Raw genomic sequence first — 19344 nt, forward strand, 5'->3', positions numbered from 1 at the left:
CTGACGCCTGACCGGATATTACGCGAGGCTCGGCGTCCGCTTCTCCCGCGTCTCCTTGCCTGCTGCCAGAAGGACGATCGTGCCTGCGAGCAGCACCGCTGTAAACATGCTGAAAATAAAGGTATAGCTGTACTCCAGCGCCGTGTAATGGCCGACCAGGTACGGCGCGATGATGCTGCCGATCCTGCCGATCCCGGACGCGAAGCCCGAGCCTGTCCCCCGCAAAGGGGTCGGGTAGTTCTCCGGCGTGTAGGCGTACAGCGCGCCCCATGCGCCAAGGTTGAAAAACGACAGCAAGGCGCCCGTCAGCAAAAGCACGCCGGTCCCGCTGCTGTTGCCAAACAGGAAGGCCATGACCCCCGTCATGAACAAAAATGCCGCCAGCGTCTGCTTTCTTCCCCATTTTTCCACGAGGTAGGCGGCGGCGAAGTAGCCGGGGAGCTGGGCGAGCGTCATGATCAGGACGTACTGGAAGCTCTTGATCATCGTGAAGCCTTTGTCGACCAGCACAGACGGCATCCACAGAAACATGCCGTAGTAGGAAAAGGTGATGGCGAACCAGACGACCCACAGCGTCAGCGTCTCCCGCTTGTGGGAGGTCAGCAGCTCTTTCAGCGGAACCCGCTCGTCGCGCTGCACATACTTGGGCGATTCGGGTATGCTGCGGCGGACGAACCAGGCGTACACCATCGGCAGCGCCCCGATGATGACGGCGATGCGCCAGCCGTACACGGGAATGACGAAGTACGAAATGATGGCGGCCAATATCCAGCCTACAGCCCAAAAGCTCTCCAGCAGCACGACTGTGCGCCCCCGCTTTTCCGGCGGAGCGAATTCGTTGACCAGCGTGGATGCGACCGGCAACTCTGCCCCGAGCCCCAGCCCGATGAGAAAGCGAAGCAGCAGCATGATGGAAAAGCCCGCGGCAAACGCGCTGGCCAGACTCGCCGCTCCGAACAGGAGCAGCGTCAGCATGAACACCGGCTTGCGGCCGACCCGGTCTGCCAGATAGCCGCCCGCGACAGCCCCGAGCGCCATCCCGATCGTATTGCCGGTCCCGAGCAAACCGGCTTCCTCGCCAGTCAAGCCCCATTCCTGCCGCAGCGCTACGATAATGAAGGACAAGAGCGCCACATCCATCGCATCGAACATCCAGCCGAAGCCGGATGCCCAGAACACTCGTTTATAGGTCGCAGACATGTTTTCTTTCCCCTGCTTTCTGTACCTCCGTATTTCTGTTCCTGTCTATGGTAGTTTTTCCCAATCCGTCAGCGCGCATTCGCCACGGCAATCGCCTCGACTTCGATGAGAAATTCGTCCCGGATGAGTTTCCGCACTTCGACGGCAGAGCTGGCGGGCGGCCTCTCGGTATTTACGTACGCATCGCGTATCCCGCGCACCGATGCCATCTGGGTGATGTCGGTGACGAAGAAGGTCAGCTTCACGACGTCCTCGAAGCTCGCTTCCGCTGACTCCAGAGCGGCTTTGATATTTTCAAAGACTTGCCGCGTCTGGGCTGCCATATCTCCTTCCCCCACGAGCTGCCCATCCTTGTCCAGCGGCACTTGACCGGAGACGTAGATCGTACGGCCGCCAGCCGCCTCCACGACATGCGAGTAGCCGAATGGTTTTGGCAGACTCTGCGGCTGAATATAGGTGATCTGCTTTTCGTATGACACAGGCTCTTCCTCCTCAATAGGTAATCGTTTCGTCAACAGGAAAATATTACACATGGGGCGGCGGATTCCTGCCAGCTCCAGCACTCTGTGGACGGCTTACTGGCAGTTCTCTGCGGGTCTGTAAAAGCAAAAGCCCCGATGTTCCAATCGGGGATCGGCATTCAAGGCAGCACCGGCATTATGCCCTATGCCCGGGACAAAGGAATTTTCGAGGAAGCCTTCGCCAAGGCGGGATCGGAAGTAAAATGGCATGAATTCGCCAGCGGCCCTCCCCATTTCGAGGCCATCGCGTCCGGCCGGCGCTCGACACCGGCGCCATCGATGCGTGGTCGACCTGGGAGCCTTACGTGACGACCGCGCTCGTACAGACGCACGCCAAAACATTGGTAACGGGAGACGACCTGAACATTTTCGCTCCCAGCTTCCTGGTCGCCCGCACCGGCTTCACCGTCGATCATCCCGACCTGACTGTCCTGTTTCTCAAAACCTATGAACAAGTACGCCAATATTACGTCAGTCACCTCGACGAAGTGACGGATGAACTCGTCAAGACGAAGAGGCTGGAGCGCGAAATCGTCAGCACGGTGCTGAAAAACTCGAACCCGATCCTCTCCCCGGTCACGCCGGAATTCGCCGCCGCGCACCAGGAGCAGGCAGACTTTCTCTACTCCGTGGGAGCGATCAAAAAGAAACTCGACACTTCGCAGACATGGGAGAACCAATTCGTCGAGCAGGCGCTGAAAGAAACAAGCGCAGGCAAGTGAGCAAGGATGTGAAAACTTGATGATGAACAAATGGAATTTTGGCTAATTCTCCCTGCCAAAACTTGACACCAACCTGGTAGTAGTATAATATTTTACAGAATCCAGCATCTATTGACATTTTTCGGTGGAATATGACAATGGTCATACGTTCCAGACAAATGTTGCAGGTGTTGGGGACATTGGTTATTCCATTGACGGGATAACTATTTTTTATAGATTAGGAGGACGATTTCTTCAGAGTCTGCAAAGAAAAATGTTTTACAGAAAAAGAGATACAGAAAAATGGTAGGGTGGGAAAATGTACAAACACGTTGATTCTCCGCAGTCCTTGGCATTATTCCATCAAATCAAGGAAGAAGTCTGGCGTTCCATGAACTTTGAAATGGAGTACGCCAAAGAAGGCTCCGATCTGTACCTGCTGCTTGCAGATAACGGAGAGGCAGGCGGCACCTTTGAGTTTACCCCTTATGGAAAATCGAACTCGTTCATTCATTCGCTGTTTGATGACGTCATCACGGAAGACATGAAAATCATGGAGGTCGACAGCCTCGCAGTGCTCCCCCGCTACCGGGGACAGCTCGGCCGCAAAGGCATTTGCCTGATGATCGATTACGCGGAGCAACATGGTTATACGCATGCTGTCGGCATAGCCGATCCGCGCTTTTTCCGCTCCATGAACGAAACTTACAAGATCCGGGCGACGCAAGTCAAAGAAAAGATTTTCTACAAAGGCGCCGATGCCATTCCGACGCTCTTTCACCTGAAGGAAGTTTACACGCATAAAGAAAATCCCAACTATGCATGGTATTCGCCGGTTTTCCACCAAATCAAAGTCGAGGTCATGGGTTAATGGTTGATATGGATTTGTTGCGCAGAAGAAACAACTGGGTCGTCACTGTTTTTGCGAGCATTATTACTGTCGTGCAAATGGTCAATCTGTTTGTAGGGGTTCCGCTGTCGTTTGTTCTCACCATTCTAGGCATTTTGTACATGGTGCTGGCGCCGTTTACGTACATCTCCAATCGTCCCGGCCTGCGTGAGAAGATGGCCCCGTTTATGAAATTTTTCAATTTTTTCGTGATCGGCATCTTCATGTTTGTGGTCGTGTATCTGGACCCGCACATGATAAACATTATGACGATCATGTTTTTCGTCGCTGTGATGGGGATCTATCAGGACAAGGTCATCAACCTGCTCACCATCGCGGCGACTTTGGGCATTGTTTCTTATTACTTCTTCACCCAGGGGGAAGTGATTTTCCACTCCACTTCCCCTGTCGACCTGATGTACTACCTGCTGACGTTCTGCTTCATTTCCCTAACCAGCATGATGCACGCCTTTTTTAACAACAAGCTGCAGGAAGAAAGCGAGAGACAGAAACGGGAAGCGATTGAATCCAGGGAATCGCTGCAGCGCGTGCTGGATCGGATCAATGATTCGTTGAGCTCCGTCCAGGAATATCAGGATAAACTCAACACGGTCACCGATGGCGTCAACCGCCGGGCAGTCGAGACTGTCGCATCCCTGCAAGAAATTTTGCAATCGTTTGGCGTGCAGACAGACACTACGAACGAGCTGCGCAACGAAATGACCACGACCAGCATTCAGGTCGAGGATATGACGCGTTCCGTCACGGAGATGCACGAGTATGTGGAGTCGACCAAGGAAGCGACGAAAGAAAGCGGCCAGCGCATCAGGAACATCGGCAGCGACTTCGAGCGATTCATCCGCGACATCCATGAGACGAACAGCCTGATTCAGGAGCTGTACAAGGAGACCGAGTCAATCGAGAAAATCATTCAAACGATCTCCGAGATTTCGGCCCAAACGAATCTGCTGGCGCTCAATGCGACCATCGAGGCGTCCCGGGCAGGAGAGCACGGCCGCGGCTTTGCCGTCGTCGCGGATGAGGTGCGCAAGCTGGCGGAATCGTCCAAGCTGTCCTCCGAAACGATCGCGGAACTCCTGCTGACGATCCGCGAAAAAATGAAGCAGGTCTCCGACATGATCTCCGGGTCGCAGGCTTCCTTTGAGAAGAACAGTGAAGGAATCCTCGAGGTTCAGGAGATGTTCGACAACGTCGACAACTACATGGAGGATTTCGCGGAGAAAATGAAATATTTGCAGGAGTTTATCGTCCACGTGAACAGCATGATACAAGAGGTCGGCGCGAAAGTCGAACTGAACGCGGACATCACCGATAAAAACAAGGAAAGCCTGGAAGACGCGCTCGTTCTCGTCTCCGAGCAGAAGGACGAGGTCGTGAAGGTCTCGGGCGGCTTTGAGAAGATTGAGCAGCAAATCCGGGCATTGAAAATATAAAAGCCTTGCTACACGAGGCTTGCCAGCACGCTGACCGCCGCCTGCGTCAGCAAAAGCACGCGCCGCACCCAGATGGCCGCGTGCTTTTGCTGTTGCTGGCCAAGCGGAAGCAGGGACGCGCGGGCGCGGTGACGCGACTGGCTCCCTACGCCCTTCAGCTGGCTGGCAGACATAAAGAGAAACAGCACGACTACCGCCGCCTTTGCCCACATCCCGGGCATCAGCAGGATCAGCAGCGCGGAGATGGCGACCAGCCGAAAGTACATCCCCGCCAGATCGCTGGAACGCAGAAACAAGGTCAGGTACAAGATGCGGGCGGCGTTCGTTGGACGGTACGGAATCAGCCGCACAACCCAGACGAGCCAGCGGCGGGCCTTCACCTGCCGCTGCAGGGACGGCACATCCCGAAACTGGTTGGCGATCTGGTAAAACCGCTGGCGCAGCCCGTCCTCCATCTCCAGCAGCTGATACCACTTATAGGCATGCCGATTGCCGATTTTCTGAAGTCTTAGGTGAAACCAGACCAAGAGCGCCATCCAGGCAACGGCACCGTACGGAATATGCCGGTAGGCGAGAGAGCTGCCTTCGCCCAGCATCCAGGCGAGCAGGAAAAACGTAAATCCAAACCGTCCCAGCGCATAGGCCGCCCGCCGCCTTTTGTCCGGCAGACGCATCGCCAGCCAGCTGGCATGCACGTTCCAGCCTTTGAGGACGAACGGCACGGTCCAGTAGAGCCATCGCTGCACGCCGTCCGCACTCGGCACGACCGTATAGAGCGGCGCACAGAGCAGCAGGACGAGGAACAGCCCGATGCTCTGCACCGCGAAGTTGTACACCTGCGCCTTTTGAAAATAACGCGCCATCTTCGTCTCGGCAGGGGTCAAAAACAGCAGGTCCGCCTCCTGCAAAAAGGTGCGATGCGGACTTCGGGTGACGAAAACGGCGAACACGGCAGCGAGCGCATACGCGAGAGGAAACGATTCCGGAATCGAGCGGACCAGGCTCGGGTAGTAGTAGGCGAGCAGTCCGCACAGGAATACGGCGACCATGAGCACGCCCCCGTTGGCCATGTACTGCCCGTAGCGGACCACCTCTGCCATAAACCGCTGCAGCCGCTGGCGAAAAAGGGCATCGACGTCCATTTTCATGCTTCCTCAACCATCCGCAAGTAAATATCGTCCAGCGACAGGTCCGGCTCCCCCGTAAGCTGGCGCAGCTCCTCCAGCGTCCCCTGCGCTTTGATCCGCCCTTTGTGCAAGATGATGAACCGGTCGCAATACTTTTCCGCCGTCGCCAAAATGTGCGTAGACATAAGAATCCCCGCCCCCTGCTCCTTGCAGCGCGCCAGCCACGACAGCAGCGTGCGGATGCCGAGCGGGTCCAGCCCGAGAATCGGCTCGTCCACGATGTACAGACCCGGGCGAACCATTAAGGCCATCATGATCATCAGCTTCTGTCTCATCCCTTTGGAAAATTGCCGGGGAAAACGGTCCCGGGCTTCCTCCATGCGAAACTCGCGCAGCAGCGGATATGCCCGTTCCTCAAACACCGCCTTATCCAGGCCGCGGCTCATCGCGGCGAGCTCCAGATGCTCCCACAGCGTCAGCTCCTCGTAGTAAATCGGCGACTCCGGTATGTACCCGTAGGCGTGGCGATACGAGTCAGGATCGGCTGCAAACGTCTTCCCCGCGATGCTGATCTCGCCCGCATGCGGCTCCAGCAGCCCGAGAATGTGCTTGATCGTCGTGCTCTTGCCTGCCCCGTTCAGGCCGATCAGGGCGACGATTTCCTTTTCCCGGACCTCGAAGGAGACATCCTCGATGACCGGATGGCTGGCTGAATACCCGCCCGTAACTCCTTTGACTTGCAGCAAGGATGTCATGCTATCTTCCTTTCTGTAAACACGCTATTGCCGAGGCCGCTGCAGACGGCCCCTCTTCCCTATTCTACCATTTCTTCCTGTCGGCTGCTTCCGCCCGTGTGCAACAGAAATGCCATTACAAGTATCGCTTTCTGCCGTTGCATCATTTTCATTTCCCTGCCGGCCCGCTGATTCATCGGGGCGTGGTTGATTGTCATTTACCATTCGTTTATGATCGAAGTATGATTGTCAAGTAAAGGAGGCGCTGCACGATGAACGCGAGTCCCGACATTGGCGAAGTAGCCGGGCTGATCGGCGAACCGTCCCGTATCGCCATGCTCGTGAGCCTTTTGGGCGGAAAATCGCTGCCCGCCAGCGAGCTGGCCCGCATTGCCCGCATCACGCCGCAAACCGCCAGCGCGCATTTGTCCAAGCTGGTCGACGGGGGACTTTTGGTCAGCCAGTCCTACGGCCGCCACCGATACTACCGGCTGGCAAATCCGGAGGTCGCCCATGCGCTGGAGGCACTTTATACCATCGCTGCGCCGAAGCCGATCCGCTCCTTGCGCGAGTCGGATCAAGTCCGGGCGATGCGCTACTGCCGCACCTGCTACGACCATCTGGCCGGAGAAGTCGGCGTGGCGCTGACCGAACGGCTCCTCGCCCTGCAGTTGATCGCAGAAGCTGACCAGGAGTTCGTCCTGACAGAGGCAGGAAAACAAAAGCTGCGGGCACTCGGCGTCGATGTCGAGGCCAATCCGAAAAGCCGCCGCCGCTTTGCCCGCCCCTGTCTGGACTGGAGCGAGCGGCGCCATCATCTCGCCGGGGCTCTCGGCGCTTCCCTGACCAACCGGCTGTTCGAGCTGGGCTGGATCGAGCGTCTGCCGGGCGGACGGGCGGTGCGTCTCACTCCTGCGGGCAAGTCCGGGCTGACGGAGCACTTCGGAGTGACCTTCCCCACACCAAAAGAGACAGCTACCTGACGGGCAGCTGTCTCTTGCTGTTCGCCGCTTGCGGGCAGTCGCGGCTTTCATCTTTCTCTGGCTGCGCGCTTCCCCCACGGCTTGAACACGGAGAGCCAAAAGATCGCCACCAGCGACAGCAGCTGCAGGACGATTCCGCCCCACAGCAGCGTGTTGTTTCCTCCTTGAGCCGCTCCAGCGGTCCAGATGTACATGCCGATCGGCCCGAGCAAAACGGTGACGACAGACAGAGCTTCCTTGGCGATGATCCAGTAGTAGCGCAAAAATCCCCAATGTGTCCAGGCTGAAAGCAGGATGCCTGTAACGAGCGTGCCAATCGTCGAGGCGCGCACTGATGTTTTGGAAAGCACGTGCAGGACGGTCTGGCAGGCGTGAAAGACAGCCGGATCGTCCGTCGTCGCTGCCACGATGCTAAGCACCAGAAAAATGGCCGCGCCCCCCAGCATGATGCAGGAAAACAGCAGGTGAAGCAGCAGCAGCCCCTTTTTTTGAGCCATGCTGATACTGTTCATGACCTTGACACCTCCAGCGCGGGAGGGGGGTAGCAGGCGGCAGTGCTCTTTACAGCTGAAAGCGATACCCCACTCCCCAGATTGTCTCGATATATTGCGGATTCGACGGGTCGGTCTCGATCTTTTCCCGCAGCTTGCTGATATGGACCGTCACCGTCGCATTGTCTCCGTAAGCATCCAGCCCCCAAATTTTTTCAAACAGCTCATCCTTGCTGAACACCCAGTTCGGGTGAGAGGCCAAAAACAGGAGCAGGTCGTACTCCTTGCTCGTCAGCGCCGTCTCTTTTCCATTCACGTACACCTTCCGCGCCGGCTTGTCGATGCGGATGCCGCGAATTTTGAGCTCGTCGCCCGGCGGCTTTCGGCTGTTGTCCGCCACCAGCCGATCGTAGCGGGCGAGATGCGCCTTGACGCGGGCGACCAGCTCTCCGAGACTGAACGGCTTGCTGATATGATCGTCGGCGCCCAGGCCGAGGCCGCGAATTTTGTCCACGTCCTCCTTTTTGGCGGAGACGAGCAGGATGGGAATGTTTTTGGCTTCCCGCACCTGCTTGCAAATGGTAAAGCCGTCTACCCCCGGGAGCATGAGATCGAGAATGATGAGATCGTATTCGCCCTCGAGCGCCTTTTGCAGTCCTTCGTCGCCGCTCTGGACCACCTCCACGGCGTAGCCGCTCGCCTCCAGATAGTCCTTTTCCACTTCCGCGATGACCGGATCGTCTTCAATGATCAAAATGCGCCTGATGACCCCTCTCCCCTTTCCGTCTGATGACGCGGCAATGTCACGCGCATGCATGTGCCCGCGCCCGGCTCGCTCGTCGCAGCGATACGCCCGCCGTGCTCTTCCACGATTTGCCGCGCGATGGCAAGCCCCAGGCCGCTGCCTCCCGTGGCCGCATTTCGCGCAGGATCGGCCCGGTAGAAGCGGTCGAAGATGTGCGGGAGCGCCTCCGCCCCGATGCCGCTTCCGTTGTCCGCGATGCTGATCTGCACGCTCTCATCGTCGCAGTCCAGCGCGAGGCGGATATGCTTTTCCGGTTTGTCCAGATGCTTCAGGCTGTTGTCGATGATGTTCATAAGCACCCTGCCGAGCTTTTCCCGATCGGCCGTAACCCACAGCGGCGGCCGGCCCTCCGGCAGCGTGCAGCTGACCTGAATCTGCTCCAGACGCGGATCGAGCTGCAGCTCCTCCGCCCAATCTGCGAAAAAGGCAGTCATGTCCATCCGCTCCCATTGAAAGGGCAGCTTCTTCTCATCCAGCCGGGAATACAGGAACAGCTCGTCGATCAGCCGGTTCATCTGCGCGGATTTGATCCCGATCATTTTCACGTACTTCTCCCGCTTGGCGTCCGTATCCGCGATGCCTTCCGTCAAGGCCTGGACACAGGCTTGTATCCCCGTGATCGGCGTCTTCAGGTCGTGCGAGATGCTGGCGATCAGTTCCTTGCGCTTCTCCTCGTACTGCAGCTGGAGACGGACGGAATCATGCAGCCGCCCGCGCATCTCCTCGAAGGCGTCACCCAACTGCCCCAGCTCATCCTTGCGCTGGAGCCGGACCGGTCGTTCGAGATGGCCTTCCTTAATATCCTCTGCCACCTGCTTCAGCGCATTCAGCGGCCGGATGATGCTGCGCGACACCAGATAGGTCAACAGCCCGTTGGTCAAACCGATGATGACGAGCAAGGCCAAAACGAGCGAGAGCACGAAATTTCGCCCCACGGCAAACAGTTGCCCGGGAGCGGAGAGAAAATAGACCGTCCCGGTGCTGCCGTCGCCGAAAGCAAACGCGTACGACTCTGCCGAGTAGCCTCTGCCCCCAGGCCAACGCGGACGTTCTTTCTCCGCAAACGTGCCGCCTAGCAGCCGGGTCTGGTCCGCCTGACTGACAGAGGGAGAAGCGTAGACGACGGTTCCCCCCTTTGCAAGGACCAGCGCCGCATTCAGCGATGCCAGCTTGCTGTCCACGCTCGCAAGAACATTCGGCGCCAGCAGCCGGTCCGGATCGTGCAAAGCCATGAATTTCACTCCGGAGACAAGCTCGCGCTGCTCGTTGAACTTGTTCCAGAATGGCGGCCCGCCGTATTCACCGCTCCCTCTCGCCGCATCTCCGAAAAAGAGCCCGGCCAACGCCGATGCCGTCAGCCCGAACAGGATGACCGGGACGATGATCATGGCGATATAGGAAAGCAAGAGTCTCGTCTTGATGGACATAGGCATTCTCCTCATGCGCGCTGGGGGTGCTTGCGTCTTCCCCGTTTTCCGCTCGATGCTGTACAAGCATTATACTATACGTGCGCGGACGACTCACTTTCTGTCTTCACGCCGTTATTTCCAGGACGGGCGCTGCCAGCCGTCGGTGCGCTCCACCTGTTTTCCCGTCAAATCGAGATGGGCCACTTCCGTCCGGGAAAAGTCGCTGAGCTCCACATCCAGCTTCACGACCAGCTCGTGCTGCTGTCCGCCCTCGTCCTGCCCCGCGACATGAAGCTGGGCGGTCTGGTGCCGAATGTGGTTGCTGCCGTCAATGTCAGCCTGGAGCGCCAGCTTCTCCACGTGGATGTTCTCCTTCAGTACGGGCAGCTTCAGGGAAAAGCCTTGGTCAGTTGCGGCTGCCTGGCTGTGCTCTGCCAATTTGGAGAAAAACATCCCTGCAGCCCGGTCGGCGAACAGAGGAAGCTGCTGACCGGACAGCTCCAGCTTCACCTGCTTGCCGCCGTCCGGCAAAGCTTCGACCTTCGCTTGCTCCCGGATGTCCCCGAGCGCGATATTTTTCACGTGCTCCACGATGACAGGCGGCTCCGTCCGGTGAGCGAATGGCCCCGGATTCCACCCCTTTTGCTCGATTACGCGATACAGATCGCTGTCCCCGCGCTTCACGACCACTTTCCCGTCCTCGCGAAACACCTGAAAGCTCTGGCTCGCTGCACGGACCACGTCTTCCACCGTCCCGGACACACTCGCCTCCCCTTTGTCATGGTCGACCTTCGCCTCCGCAGACAGTACGTACAGCTGTTTTCCGTTGTCCGTCACGTCCACTTTGGCGTGCGCCGTCAAGCTCGCTTCCTCCTTCGTCTGTTTCATCGCAGCCTTGTATACGCCCAGCCCCGAATCGTCTGCGCGAACAGGCATGCCTGCCCCCCACAGCAATACGGCGGCAACTCCCGCGCTCGCACCTAATACCCACCATCTTTTTTTCATGGCCAATCCCTCCTGCTCATCATGTTGAGCCTTGTTTCAACGGCCCTGAAATCAAGCATAGCGGCCAGCTCTAAACCCTCTCTAAACCAATTCTAAAAAAAGGCTAAAATCTGCGGCGAATGCGAAGGCGAACCGGGCTAAACCCTTTTCAGGCAACAAAGAAAGCCGGGATGGCGCAGGTACTTTCACCCTGCCCGTCCCGGCTTTCGCCCTTGCTCGTGTCAGATTCTCTCTGCGTTCTTCAATGCATGCTCCCAGCTCGGAAAGTAAAACAGCGCACTTCTCATCAATTCGGGATCGTTTTGCTTCACTTGCTTTTTGCTGACAGATCCTCCGCTGCTTTGAATCTGCCTGATACGATGCAACACTTCATCAGCGCCAAAAGGCACTTCCACAAAGATCGCCCCTTTCGTGTCCAACACGTGTTTTTCCATATTTTTCACATGAATCCGGCGTTCTATACCCTGCCACTCGTACAGAGCAACATTTCGGCTCCCGGACGAACGCGACCTCTAAAGCGATGTGACCACTCCGCTCATTGCCTGCACACCAGCTTCCCCAGGTGCTCGCTCAGCTTCAAATTTTCCTCGTTGTCCACAGGGATTTCCACGAGGACGATCTCGTTCATGGCCAATGCTTTTTGCAACGTCGCTTCCAGCTCTGCCGGATGATTCACCCGCAAGCCTGCGATGCATAAGCTCTCTGCCAGCTTCATGAAATCCGGGTTGGCAAACTCCACCCCGAAGCTCGCGTCAAAGCGGTTTTTCAGCTTCCAGTCGATCAAGCCGTACTTGGCGTCAGACAAAAGCAGAATGGTAAAGGCCAGCCCCAGACGCTTCGCTGTCTCGATCTCGACTCCGTTCATAAGAAAGCCGCCGTCTCCCGTGATGCAGATTACCGGATCGTCGGGGCACGCGAGCTTGGCTCCGACCGCCCCAGGAATGGCGATGCCCATGGATGCGAAGCCGTTGGAGATGATGACCCGGTTCGGCAGCTTCGGCTGGTAGCTGCGCGCAATCCACAGCTTGTGCGCGCCAACGTCCGAGATGACGATCGTGTTGGCGCTGGCGATTTTCGCTACCTGGTCGAGGATGGCCTTCGGTTTGATCCGCCCACCACCACCGACAGCCGCCGGAGCCGCATCTGTTTGCGCCAGCTCCTGCTTCAGCTTTTCGTGCAGCTCCCCGCTTGGCATCCACTCCTTTGCGCGTCTGTGGTGTTTGGTCAAATAGTCGAGGGTTGCCGGAATATCCCCGACCAGTTCGGCTGCCACCGGATAATGCTCGTCCACCTCGGCAGGCAAGGTGTCGATGTGGATGATCGGCTTGGGGTCGTGCTCGTTCCAGTAGATCGGCAAATACTCCACGAAATCGTAGCCGACTGCAAGGATCAGGTCCGCCTCGTGAATGCCGCACAGGACGTAGTCTTTCATCTGCAGCCCGACGGTGTACATGTTCAGCGGATGATCGGGCGGCAGCACGCCTTTGGCCATGAACGTATGGGCGACAGGCACCTTCAGCGACTCCGCGAACGACTGCAGCTGCCCGGACGCTCCCTGCCGGATCACCCCGTTGCCCGCAATGATAAACGGCTTCCGGCTTGCCGCGATCAGCTCCAGCGCTTTTTCCATGCTTGCTGCGGAAGGCACGGTGCGCGGCAGCTCCGTTTTCGGCAGCGGCCTTTTGTCGATCTCGTCTGCCGCCAGGTCTTCCGGCAGCTCGATATGGACGGCGCCCGGCTTCTCCATTTCCGCCAGCTTGAACGCTTTGCGGACAATTTCCGGGATCGTCTCGGGCCGCTTGATCTGGACCGCCCACTTGGTCACCGGCGCGAACATGGCGACGACGTCAATGTATTGGTGGGACTCCTTGTGCATCCGCTCCAGCCCGGCCTGTCCCGTGATGGCCACCACCGGGGCGTGATCCAGATTGGCGTCGCCGATGCCCGTCAGCAGATTGGTGGCTCCCGGCCCGAGCGTAGCGAGGCAGACCCCCGCCTTGCCAGTCAGTCTGCCGTATACGTCCGCCATGAAGGCAGCCCCTTGCTCGTGCCGGACCGCTACGAACTGAATCTGCCGGGATGCAGCCAGCGAATGGACAAAATCGATGTTTTCTTCCCCCGGAATGCCAAAGATGTAACGGACCCCTTCGTTTTCCAGACACTCGACCAGCAAGTCGGTCGCTTTCATCCAATCCCCTCCGTCTCGATGTGCTTACCGCCAGTGGAAGCTGACGAACTTCTCCTCCATCATCTCCATCACGGCAAACTTGACGCCTTCCCTGCCCGTCCCGCTGTCCTTGATGCCGCCGTACGGCATGTGGTCCAGCCGATAGGTCGGAATGTCGTTAATCAGCACGCCGCCCGTCTCGATCTCTTGGACGCAGGTAAACGCCCGGTGGATGTCGCGGGTGTATACGCCGGCGTTCAGGCCGTAACGGGAAGCGTTGACCCGGCTGATCGCCTCGTCCAGACTGTCGAACGGCATCACGCTGACGATCGGGCCGAACACTTCCTCCTGGATGACCTTGGCTTCGTGCGGGACATCTGTCAAAACGGTCGGGGTCAGAATCGGTCCTTCTACGGTGCCGCCAGAGGCCACCTTCGCCCCCATCTGTACCGCTTCCTCGATCCAGGCCGCCAGACGGTCCAGCGAGTCCTTGTTGATCACCGCCGTAATATCCGTCTGCTCGTCAAAGGGCGAACCGATCACCAGCCGCTTCGTCCGCTCGACCAGCTTTTCCAGAAACGCATCGTACAGCGAACGGTGCACGTAGATGCGCTGGATGGAGATGCACACCTGCCCGTTGTAGGAAAATGCCCCCTCCACGACCCGATCCATGATGGCGTCCAGGTCGATCCCTTCATCCACGATCAATGCCGAATTGGAGCCCAGCTCCAGCGTCACTTTGCGAAATTCCGCCAGCTTGCGGATTTCCTTACCCACGCGCGGGCTGCCGGTAAACGTAATGTTTTTCACAAGTGGATGCGTATTTAGCACAGGTCCCAGCTCCGGCCCCAGCCCGGTGATGATGTTGAGCACGCCGTCCGGCAATCCCGCCTCCTGGAACAGTTCTGCGAGAAACAGCGCAGACAACGGCGTCTTCTCCGCCGGCTTCAGGACGATGGCATTGCCAGATGCAATCGCGGGTCCGACCTTGTGCGCCACCAGATTAAAGGGAAAGTTGAACGGCGTAATCGCGGAGACGACTCCCATCGGCACGCGCATCGTAAACCCGATCCGCCCTTCTCCGCCAATCGCCGCATCCATCGGAATCCGCTCGCCGTAGATTCGCTTGGCTTCCTCGGCGGCAAACTGGTACGTCTGGATCGTCCGGACAATCTCCGAACGGGCGGCTTTCAGCGGCTTGGCCGCCTCCGCCGCCACGATCCGCGCGGCCTCCTCTTTTCGCTGCTCCAGCAGCTGCACGGCATTGGCCAATATCCGCGCCCGCTCGTGGGCCGGCGTGTTTTTGAACTTTTGAAAGGCAGCATGCGCCCCCTCGATCGCGCGGGTCGCCTCCTCTTCCGTCGCCTGGGCGATCTCAGCGAGAACCTCGCCTGTGTAAGGAGAATGCAGCGGCTCGTACCGTTTCCCCTCCACCCACTTGCCGTTGATCCACAGATGCTTTCTTTCCATGCAACAGACTCCCCCTTTCAATCCGTCGGCATGACCTGCCATGCGCGGGAAGCCTCCCGAGGTGCCGGTCAAGCGCATCTTTTCCGCCAAACGTCGCGTACAGCAGTCGGGATTAGTGTTTGATTTGAATCCGTTTTTATGTAAGATCATGAAAAAAATGGGAGTAAGGGGTATACCTGCGTTCGGGGGCGGAATAGACCAAAGTCGAAGCAACAGAAAAAGCGCCTTGTTTCAGGCGCACAGGACGAATGCGAGGATCGTGTACAGGCTTGCGCGGTCTTGTCCCCTCCCGCGCCGTTACGGCAATTGTCCTCAATGACCCCCTTGCTGCAGATGATTCATTACCTCCTGCCGGATCGCAAAGTAACGATCCAGCCTGCTTTGATCGGTGGAAAGGACTTCATAATCCTGCACGTTGCGGAAAGTCGTCTGACCGGATTTAAGCGCAAGCGACGAAATGACTTTTGCTTCTCGCTCCTGGCCGGCAGGGAACTTGCCATACAGCGTCGAGACAGGCAAAAACGTGATCGCTTCCCTCTCGCTGCCGCGATACCCCTCGGGAGCCTTTATCTTTTTCAGGAAGAATATGTACTCGCCATCCGGAGTCATAATGTTGTAGCCATATAAAGCATTGTACTGGCGGGAATGAAAATAATTCGGCTCAAAGATGTAAATAAAGTCCTCTGTCCGAACGTTTTGTTTTTTGTACACCTGCAATACTTGTACTTTGGACAGGATCGCCTGGTTGTACAACGTTCGGTCAGAGGTGGGCTTTACTCTGACGATGAGGTCGGATTTGTTTTCCAACTCCTCGAAACTTTTGATGTTGTTGTCAAAATACTGGTTTGCATATTCTTCCTCGTCGTCTAACGACAGCACATAGCCTGCGGTCTGGGAAAAATGATTTCCAATATCCATGCGAGCCTGATACGAAAACCTTGTGAATATCCCGATCGTTGCGCAAAAAAGCAGGACGATTCCTGTTGCTGCAAAATAGAACTTCCTTTTTCTCATCACAGCCTCCTACTACGCATGATAAGGTGCCAATTCTCCTGCATTCACCCGAAAACGGAGGTCCGAGAGAATGGCGATATCCTCTTTGTTGTGGCTGGCAATCAAGATCGTCGCCCCTCTTGATTTTTCCTCCAACAAGATGCTTCTGACCAAATGTACAGCGTCTTCATCCAACGCATTTGTCGGCTCATCCAAAATGATGATGTCAGGCTTCTCCATGATGGCTTGCGCGATCGCCAGACGCTGCTTCATCCCGAGCGAGTATTTTTTGTACGTTCGGTCATCCTCCGGGGATAAGCCCACGCGCATCATCGCGTTTTTAATGTCGGCATCCGAAATGATGCTCTTGATACTGGCCAGCAGCTTGAGATTTTCAAATCCGGTATAGTGGGACCAAAATCCCGGAGACTCGATGATGACCCCGACACTCTCCGGAAAGGAAATGTCTTTGTGCAGCTGCTTGCCGTTAATCGTAATGGAGCCGGCTGTCGGTTTAATCAGCCCGCAAATGGCGCGAAACAGCATCGTTTTCCCGGACCCGTTATGGCCGAAGAAGCCGTAAATTTTCCCTTTCTCCAACGATAAATGAATATTTTTGAGAATTTCCCTCCCCCCGATGACTTTAGAAAGTTGCCGTACCTCGATGGCGTTCACGTAAGCTCCTCCTCACCGTAGATCCATTTTTTCCAATTGATACGCGCCCAGCAAAACGACCGCGGCCGTCAGCACAAACATGTAACCGAGCGAAAACACCACGCTGTAATCAGAAAGGCGAAACGGCTCTCCGAAAAGCGAACGTGCCATCAACAGGGAATCAGAATGCCAGGAATAAATCCCTTGCGTAAAGGGAAAATAGGCAATCGCCTTGCTGTATTCAGGGGTGAATTCATGGATAGCCCAGGCCAGGACGATACCGCCCACATGCGCGGACAAAAAAATGACCGTGCTTTGAATCGCGCTGACAAAAAGAGAAATGATATTGACCGTTGCGACAAATAAAAAGTTTTGCAGCACCAGCAGCACCAGCGCATTCAAGACCGCCGAATGCGTGTCGCTCCCCGTCACCAGACCGCTTGCGTATCCTGCCAGCAGCACAACCAGGAATTGGACACCCGTGTAGATGGCGATATAAAAAAACAACGTGAGCATTTGCGAAAAAAGCCATGTTTTCCGTGCTTTTGTCCGCGTGAAAATATAAACGGCGTTTTGCCGAATGCTTTCCGATAAAAGATTCCCCAGCATATAAATACATACAATTTGCGGAGCGATCCATGCCACGAGCGGAGTAATAGACCGGACCTTTTCTACCTGCAAGATTCCATACGCGGAAACGATCAGGCACTGCAGACCGCCGCACTCCTTTACGGCATATGAATGTGCGTGGTACAGGCTGATCAGCACAGCGACAATGACTCCCGCCAGCGCCATATTTACGCACATTTTGAGACGAACGACCAAAAATGGTTTCATCGTTTATGCACTCCAGTAAAAATCTTTGTCCCTCACGAGGATGCAGCCCGCGAAGTAAAGAATCGCCGCCGCTCCCCCAATGGCTCCAACGACGAATAAATCACCGGAAACAACGGTGAATACCTGGAGCCGGAATTTGTACTCCAGCGCCATGAGGCTGGGCAATGATGCCAAATCCGCCCGCAGTATCGATCTGCTCATGTCTTGAAGAAAGAAAGCAAATGTCGTTCCACACAAAGCGATATACCCGTTTCTCAGCCAAAGGACCAAAATGTGATATACGCATCCAATCGCAATGAACGCAATCCACTCCACCAGCATGCGGAAAACCAGATAAGGGATCTGGTCCGTCCCTATGCTTTCATGGATCACCAAAAACGAACCAAGGAACGTCATCCCGTTAATGAAGACTGTCATCACCAATGACAAGAGGCAGGTAGAAACAAACACTTCCCTCCACCATCTTCCCGCCCGGTCATACCTTAGCAGCACCGTGAATCTGTTGTGAATATCCGTAATCATCAAATGCAGCGACAAAAATAGAGGGATGATCAGAAACACGATTTTTTTCGCATCGATTACGGCATGATGCACAAGGATGAACGAAGGGACACCGCTCTTCTGTCCTGTTTTGGCGATCTGATAGGAAACGATACTGGCAAAGACCAAAAGGAGAACGAGACTCGCATAAAATAAAACAGAGGTAACCAGCCTTCGCAAAAAAATGAACTGTATTTGTCTCATCTTGCACCTGCTTGTTTTTGGAGTTACGCGCTTCTATTCGATTTCCGCGTCAAACCGGTAAAGCTTGTACGCGATCATCAAGAAACTGACGATGAACAGCCCAATCATCCAGCCCATCATGACGACCGGATCGCCTTCACTTTCCGTTCGTACATACGTCAAGATCGATATTTTTTCCATTCCGATCTTACTGGAAAATAAGTGCAGCAATATGTATCCGATAAAAACTCCGGAATGCACAAAAAATTTTCCTTTGGACACGTAGAGGTAAATCGAGAATGCCAGCAAGGACAGCAGCCCCGCAAACATGGACAAGATCGCCGCAAAGAGGCAGACATACAAGTAAGGAGACTCCAGTCTCAGCAGTTCAAACATGTTCTGCTCGTAATAATCAAGCACATAAGGGGGCAGCGAGTAGTTGTTGTCATACCCTTCCACCGGAAAGGCAATCAGGTTCAAGAGCAGATTGAGCATGAGCGGGATCAAGAAAGCAAAAAAGGTAAGCCCGAATGTGCAAACAGCTTTTACGCAAATATATTTGGTCATGCCCGTTCTCGTCACAACGCTTTTATAAACGCCGGATTGGACTTCGGAATAAAACGAGTCCGAGTAAATCATGGTCGCAAGAAGTGGCAACAAGACGGTCAACATGATCGCAAAGGAAGTCGAATACACCCCCCGGAGCATGCTCGTTTCATGAGCCGCTCTGATTTGGGTAAGGGAATCGCCGTAAAAGTGGTAGCAGGTCACCAGAAAACTTCCGGCAGAGAGAAACATCAGAATGGCAAAAACAATTTGAAATGATTTTCTGTTTACGCAGTTTTTTCCTTCCAGCAAAAACAGGTTTCCCATAGGTCCTCCTTTTGTAGGCCAACAACCATTCAATCAACATATGGATAAAGTACCATTTTTTATAAATCAAATTCAACAATACAGGAACTGATTTGTTTATTCCTTATTTTCAGTTAATTGCTGGTCGGGGGGAGACTGTCGAGATGCTGCTGCGGGATCATGAGGGTTCCATCTCGGCTATGTAGTAATGTGTTTATTGCACAATAGAAATGCCTAATATTGCAGCGTAAAAATGCTCAAGGCAAATACAAAAAAGGCACTTGTCAGCACCCATATTTCCTCCTACCGTTAGGTTTGCGACAACTTAG

The 19344-nt window shown here is 55.7% G+C and carries 20 protein-coding genes; 4 read left to right on the top strand and 16 right to left on the bottom strand.

Features of this window, described 5'->3' with window-relative positions:
- Positions 1–18: 18 nt before the first annotated feature.
- Positions 19–1200 carry an MFS transporter gene (locus ACFSO0_RS01760; RefSeq protein WP_376875414.1) on the bottom strand — a complete coding sequence of 394 codons (1182 nt, stop codon included), beginning with the start codon at positions 1198–1200 and terminating at the stop codon, positions 19–21.
- Positions 1201–1268: 68 nt separating this feature from the next.
- Complete coding sequence (locus tag ACFSO0_RS01765; protein WP_376875417.1) at positions 1269–1679, bottom strand: RidA family protein; 411 nt, start codon at positions 1677–1679, stop codon at positions 1269–1271.
- 347 nt (positions 1680–2026) lie between these two features.
- Between ACFSO0_RS01765 and ACFSO0_RS01770 the strand changes: the two genes are divergently transcribed.
- The 3 genes from ACFSO0_RS01770 (at position 2027) to ACFSO0_RS01780 (ending at position 4765) form a co-directional block, all read left to right on the top strand.
- On the top strand, positions 2027–2443 hold the full coding sequence (locus tag ACFSO0_RS01770; RefSeq protein WP_376875420.1) for an aliphatic sulfonate ABC transporter substrate-binding protein: 417 nt from the start codon (positions 2027–2029) through the stop codon (positions 2441–2443).
- Between the two features lie 298 nt (positions 2444–2741).
- Positions 2742–3293 carry a GNAT family N-acetyltransferase gene (locus tag ACFSO0_RS01775; protein ID WP_376875423.1) on the top strand — a complete coding sequence of 184 codons (552 nt, stop codon included), beginning with the start codon at positions 2742–2744 and terminating at the stop codon, positions 3291–3293.
- An 8-nt stretch (positions 3294–3301) separates the two neighbouring features.
- Positions 3302–4765: a methyl-accepting chemotaxis protein gene (locus tag ACFSO0_RS01780; protein ID WP_376875495.1), complete on the top strand. Its 1464-nt coding sequence runs from the start codon at positions 3302–3304 to the stop codon at positions 4763–4765.
- A gap of 8 nt (positions 4766–4773) precedes the next feature.
- On the opposite strand, the gene ACFSO0_RS01785 is transcribed toward ACFSO0_RS01780, so the two are convergent.
- Positions 4774–5907, bottom strand: a complete 1134-nt coding sequence (locus ACFSO0_RS01785; protein WP_376875426.1) for an ABC transporter permease — start codon at positions 5905–5907, stop codon at positions 4774–4776.
- Positions 5908–5909: 2 nt separating this feature from the next.
- Complete coding sequence (locus tag ACFSO0_RS01790; protein WP_376875429.1) at positions 5910–6647, bottom strand: ABC transporter ATP-binding protein; 738 nt, start codon at positions 6645–6647, stop codon at positions 5910–5912.
- Positions 6648–6898: 251 nt separating this feature from the next.
- Between ACFSO0_RS01790 and ACFSO0_RS01795 the strand changes: the two genes are divergently transcribed.
- Positions 6899–7609: an ArsR/SmtB family transcription factor gene (locus tag ACFSO0_RS01795; RefSeq protein WP_376875432.1), complete on the top strand. Its 711-nt coding sequence runs from the start codon at positions 6899–6901 to the stop codon at positions 7607–7609.
- 47 nt (positions 7610–7656) lie between these two features.
- On the opposite strand, the gene ACFSO0_RS01800 is transcribed toward ACFSO0_RS01795, so the two are convergent.
- From ACFSO0_RS01800 to ACFSO0_RS01855, 12 genes are all read right to left on the bottom strand, one after another.
- Complete coding sequence (locus tag ACFSO0_RS01800) at positions 7657–8121, bottom strand: hypothetical protein (RefSeq protein WP_376875435.1); 465 nt, start codon at positions 8119–8121, stop codon at positions 7657–7659.
- A 49-nt stretch (positions 8122–8170) separates the two neighbouring features.
- Positions 8171–8866 (bottom strand): response regulator transcription factor, encoded by a 696-nt coding sequence (locus tag ACFSO0_RS01805; RefSeq protein WP_376875498.1) that lies wholly within the window; start codon positions 8864–8866, stop codon positions 8171–8173.
- A complete protein-coding gene (locus tag ACFSO0_RS01810; RefSeq protein WP_376875438.1) occupies positions 8851–10332 on the bottom strand; it encodes a sensor histidine kinase in 1482 nt (493 codons plus the stop codon). Before ACFSO0_RS01810 ends, ACFSO0_RS01805 begins: the two co-directional genes overlap by 16 nt.
- Positions 10333–10446: 114 nt before the next feature.
- Positions 10447–11319, bottom strand: coding sequence for a hypothetical protein (locus ACFSO0_RS01815; protein WP_376875441.1), 873 nt, complete (start codon positions 11317–11319; stop codon positions 10447–10449).
- A gap of 221 nt (positions 11320–11540) precedes the next feature.
- Positions 11541–11753 (bottom strand): hypothetical protein, encoded by a 213-nt coding sequence (locus ACFSO0_RS01820; RefSeq protein WP_376875444.1) that lies wholly within the window; start codon positions 11751–11753, stop codon positions 11541–11543.
- 101 nt (positions 11754–11854) lie between these two features.
- On the bottom strand, positions 11855–13507 hold the full coding sequence (locus tag ACFSO0_RS01825) for an acetolactate synthase large subunit (protein WP_376875447.1): 1653 nt from the start codon (positions 13505–13507) through the stop codon (positions 11855–11857).
- 24 nt (positions 13508–13531) lie between these two features.
- Complete coding sequence (locus ACFSO0_RS01830; RefSeq protein ID WP_376875450.1) at positions 13532–14956, bottom strand: aldehyde dehydrogenase family protein; 1425 nt, start codon at positions 14954–14956, stop codon at positions 13532–13534.
- Positions 14957–15268: 312 nt separating this feature from the next.
- The gene (locus ACFSO0_RS01835; RefSeq protein WP_376875453.1) at positions 15269–15970 is read right to left on the bottom strand and encodes a hypothetical protein; all 702 of its coding nucleotides are present in this window, start codon (positions 15968–15970) and stop codon (positions 15269–15271) included.
- Between the two features lie 12 nt (positions 15971–15982).
- Positions 15983–16624 carry an ATP-binding cassette domain-containing protein gene (locus ACFSO0_RS01840; protein WP_376875456.1) on the bottom strand — a complete coding sequence of 214 codons (642 nt, stop codon included), beginning with the start codon at positions 16622–16624 and terminating at the stop codon, positions 15983–15985.
- 12 nt (positions 16625–16636) lie between these two features.
- Complete coding sequence (locus ACFSO0_RS01845; RefSeq protein ID WP_376875459.1) at positions 16637–17440, bottom strand: hypothetical protein; 804 nt, start codon at positions 17438–17440, stop codon at positions 16637–16639.
- Positions 17441–17443: 3 nt separating this feature from the next.
- The gene (locus tag ACFSO0_RS01850; RefSeq protein ID WP_376875462.1) at positions 17444–18001 is read right to left on the bottom strand and encodes a hypothetical protein; all 558 of its coding nucleotides are present in this window, start codon (positions 17999–18001) and stop codon (positions 17444–17446) included.
- 216 nt (positions 18002–18217) lie between these two features.
- Positions 18218–19036, bottom strand: coding sequence for a hypothetical protein (locus ACFSO0_RS01855; protein ID WP_376875465.1), 819 nt, complete (start codon positions 19034–19036; stop codon positions 18218–18220).
- Positions 19037–19344 lie beyond the last annotated feature (308 nt).

It is taken from the genome of Brevibacillus sp. GCM10020057 (genome assembly GCF_042683565.1).
In the GTDB taxonomy this organism is placed as follows: Bacteria; Bacillota; Bacilli; order Brevibacillales; family Brevibacillaceae; genus Brevibacillus.

Bases quoted from the DNA above. Each gene is read 5' to 3' on its own strand.
- ACFSO0_RS01830 (WP_376875450.1), bottom strand. From the start codon at position 14,956: ATGGAAAGAAAGCATCTGTGGATCAACGGCAAGTGGGTGGAGGGGAAA.
- ACFSO0_RS01855 (WP_376875465.1), bottom strand. From the start codon at position 19,036: ATGGGAAACCTGTTTTTGCTGGAAGGAAAAAACTGCGTAAACAGAAAA.
- ACFSO0_RS01810 (WP_376875438.1), bottom strand. From the start codon at position 10,332: ATGTCCATCAAGACGAGACTCTTGCTTTCCTATATCGCCATGATCATC.
- ACFSO0_RS01835 (WP_376875453.1), bottom strand. From the start codon at position 15,970: ATGAGAAAAAGGAAGTTCTATTTTGCAGCAACAGGAATCGTCCTGCTT.
- ACFSO0_RS01825 (WP_376875447.1), bottom strand. From the start codon at position 13,507: ATGAAAGCGACCGACTTGCTGGTCGAGTGTCTGGAAAACGAAGGGGTC.
- ACFSO0_RS01820 (WP_376875444.1), bottom strand. From the start codon at position 11,753: ATGGAAAAACACGTGTTGGACACGAAAGGGGCGATCTTTGTGGAAGTG.
- ACFSO0_RS01760 (WP_376875414.1), bottom strand. From the start codon at position 1,200: ATGTCTGCGACCTATAAACGAGTGTTCTGGGCATCCGGCTTCGGCTGG.
- ACFSO0_RS01790 (WP_376875429.1), bottom strand. From the start codon at position 6,647: ATGACATCCTTGCTGCAAGTCAAAGGAGTTACGGGCGGGTATTCAGCC.
- ACFSO0_RS01795 (WP_376875432.1), top strand. From the start codon at position 6,899: ATGAACGCGAGTCCCGACATTGGCGAAGTAGCCGGGCTGATCGGCGAA.
- ACFSO0_RS01845 (WP_376875459.1), bottom strand. From the start codon at position 17,440: ATGAAACCATTTTTGGTCGTTCGTCTCAAAATGTGCGTAAATATGGCG.
- ACFSO0_RS01800 (WP_376875435.1), bottom strand. From the start codon at position 8,121: ATGAACAGTATCAGCATGGCTCAAAAAAAGGGGCTGCTGCTGCTTCAC.
- ACFSO0_RS01815 (WP_376875441.1), bottom strand. From the start codon at position 11,319: ATGAAAAAAAGATGGTGGGTATTAGGTGCGAGCGCGGGAGTTGCCGCC.
- ACFSO0_RS01780 (WP_376875495.1), top strand. From the start codon at position 3,302: ATGGATTTGTTGCGCAGAAGAAACAACTGGGTCGTCACTGTTTTTGCG.
- ACFSO0_RS01775 (WP_376875423.1), top strand. From the start codon at position 2,742: ATGTACAAACACGTTGATTCTCCGCAGTCCTTGGCATTATTCCATCAA.
- ACFSO0_RS01785 (WP_376875426.1), bottom strand. From the start codon at position 5,907: ATGGACGTCGATGCCCTTTTTCGCCAGCGGCTGCAGCGGTTTATGGCA.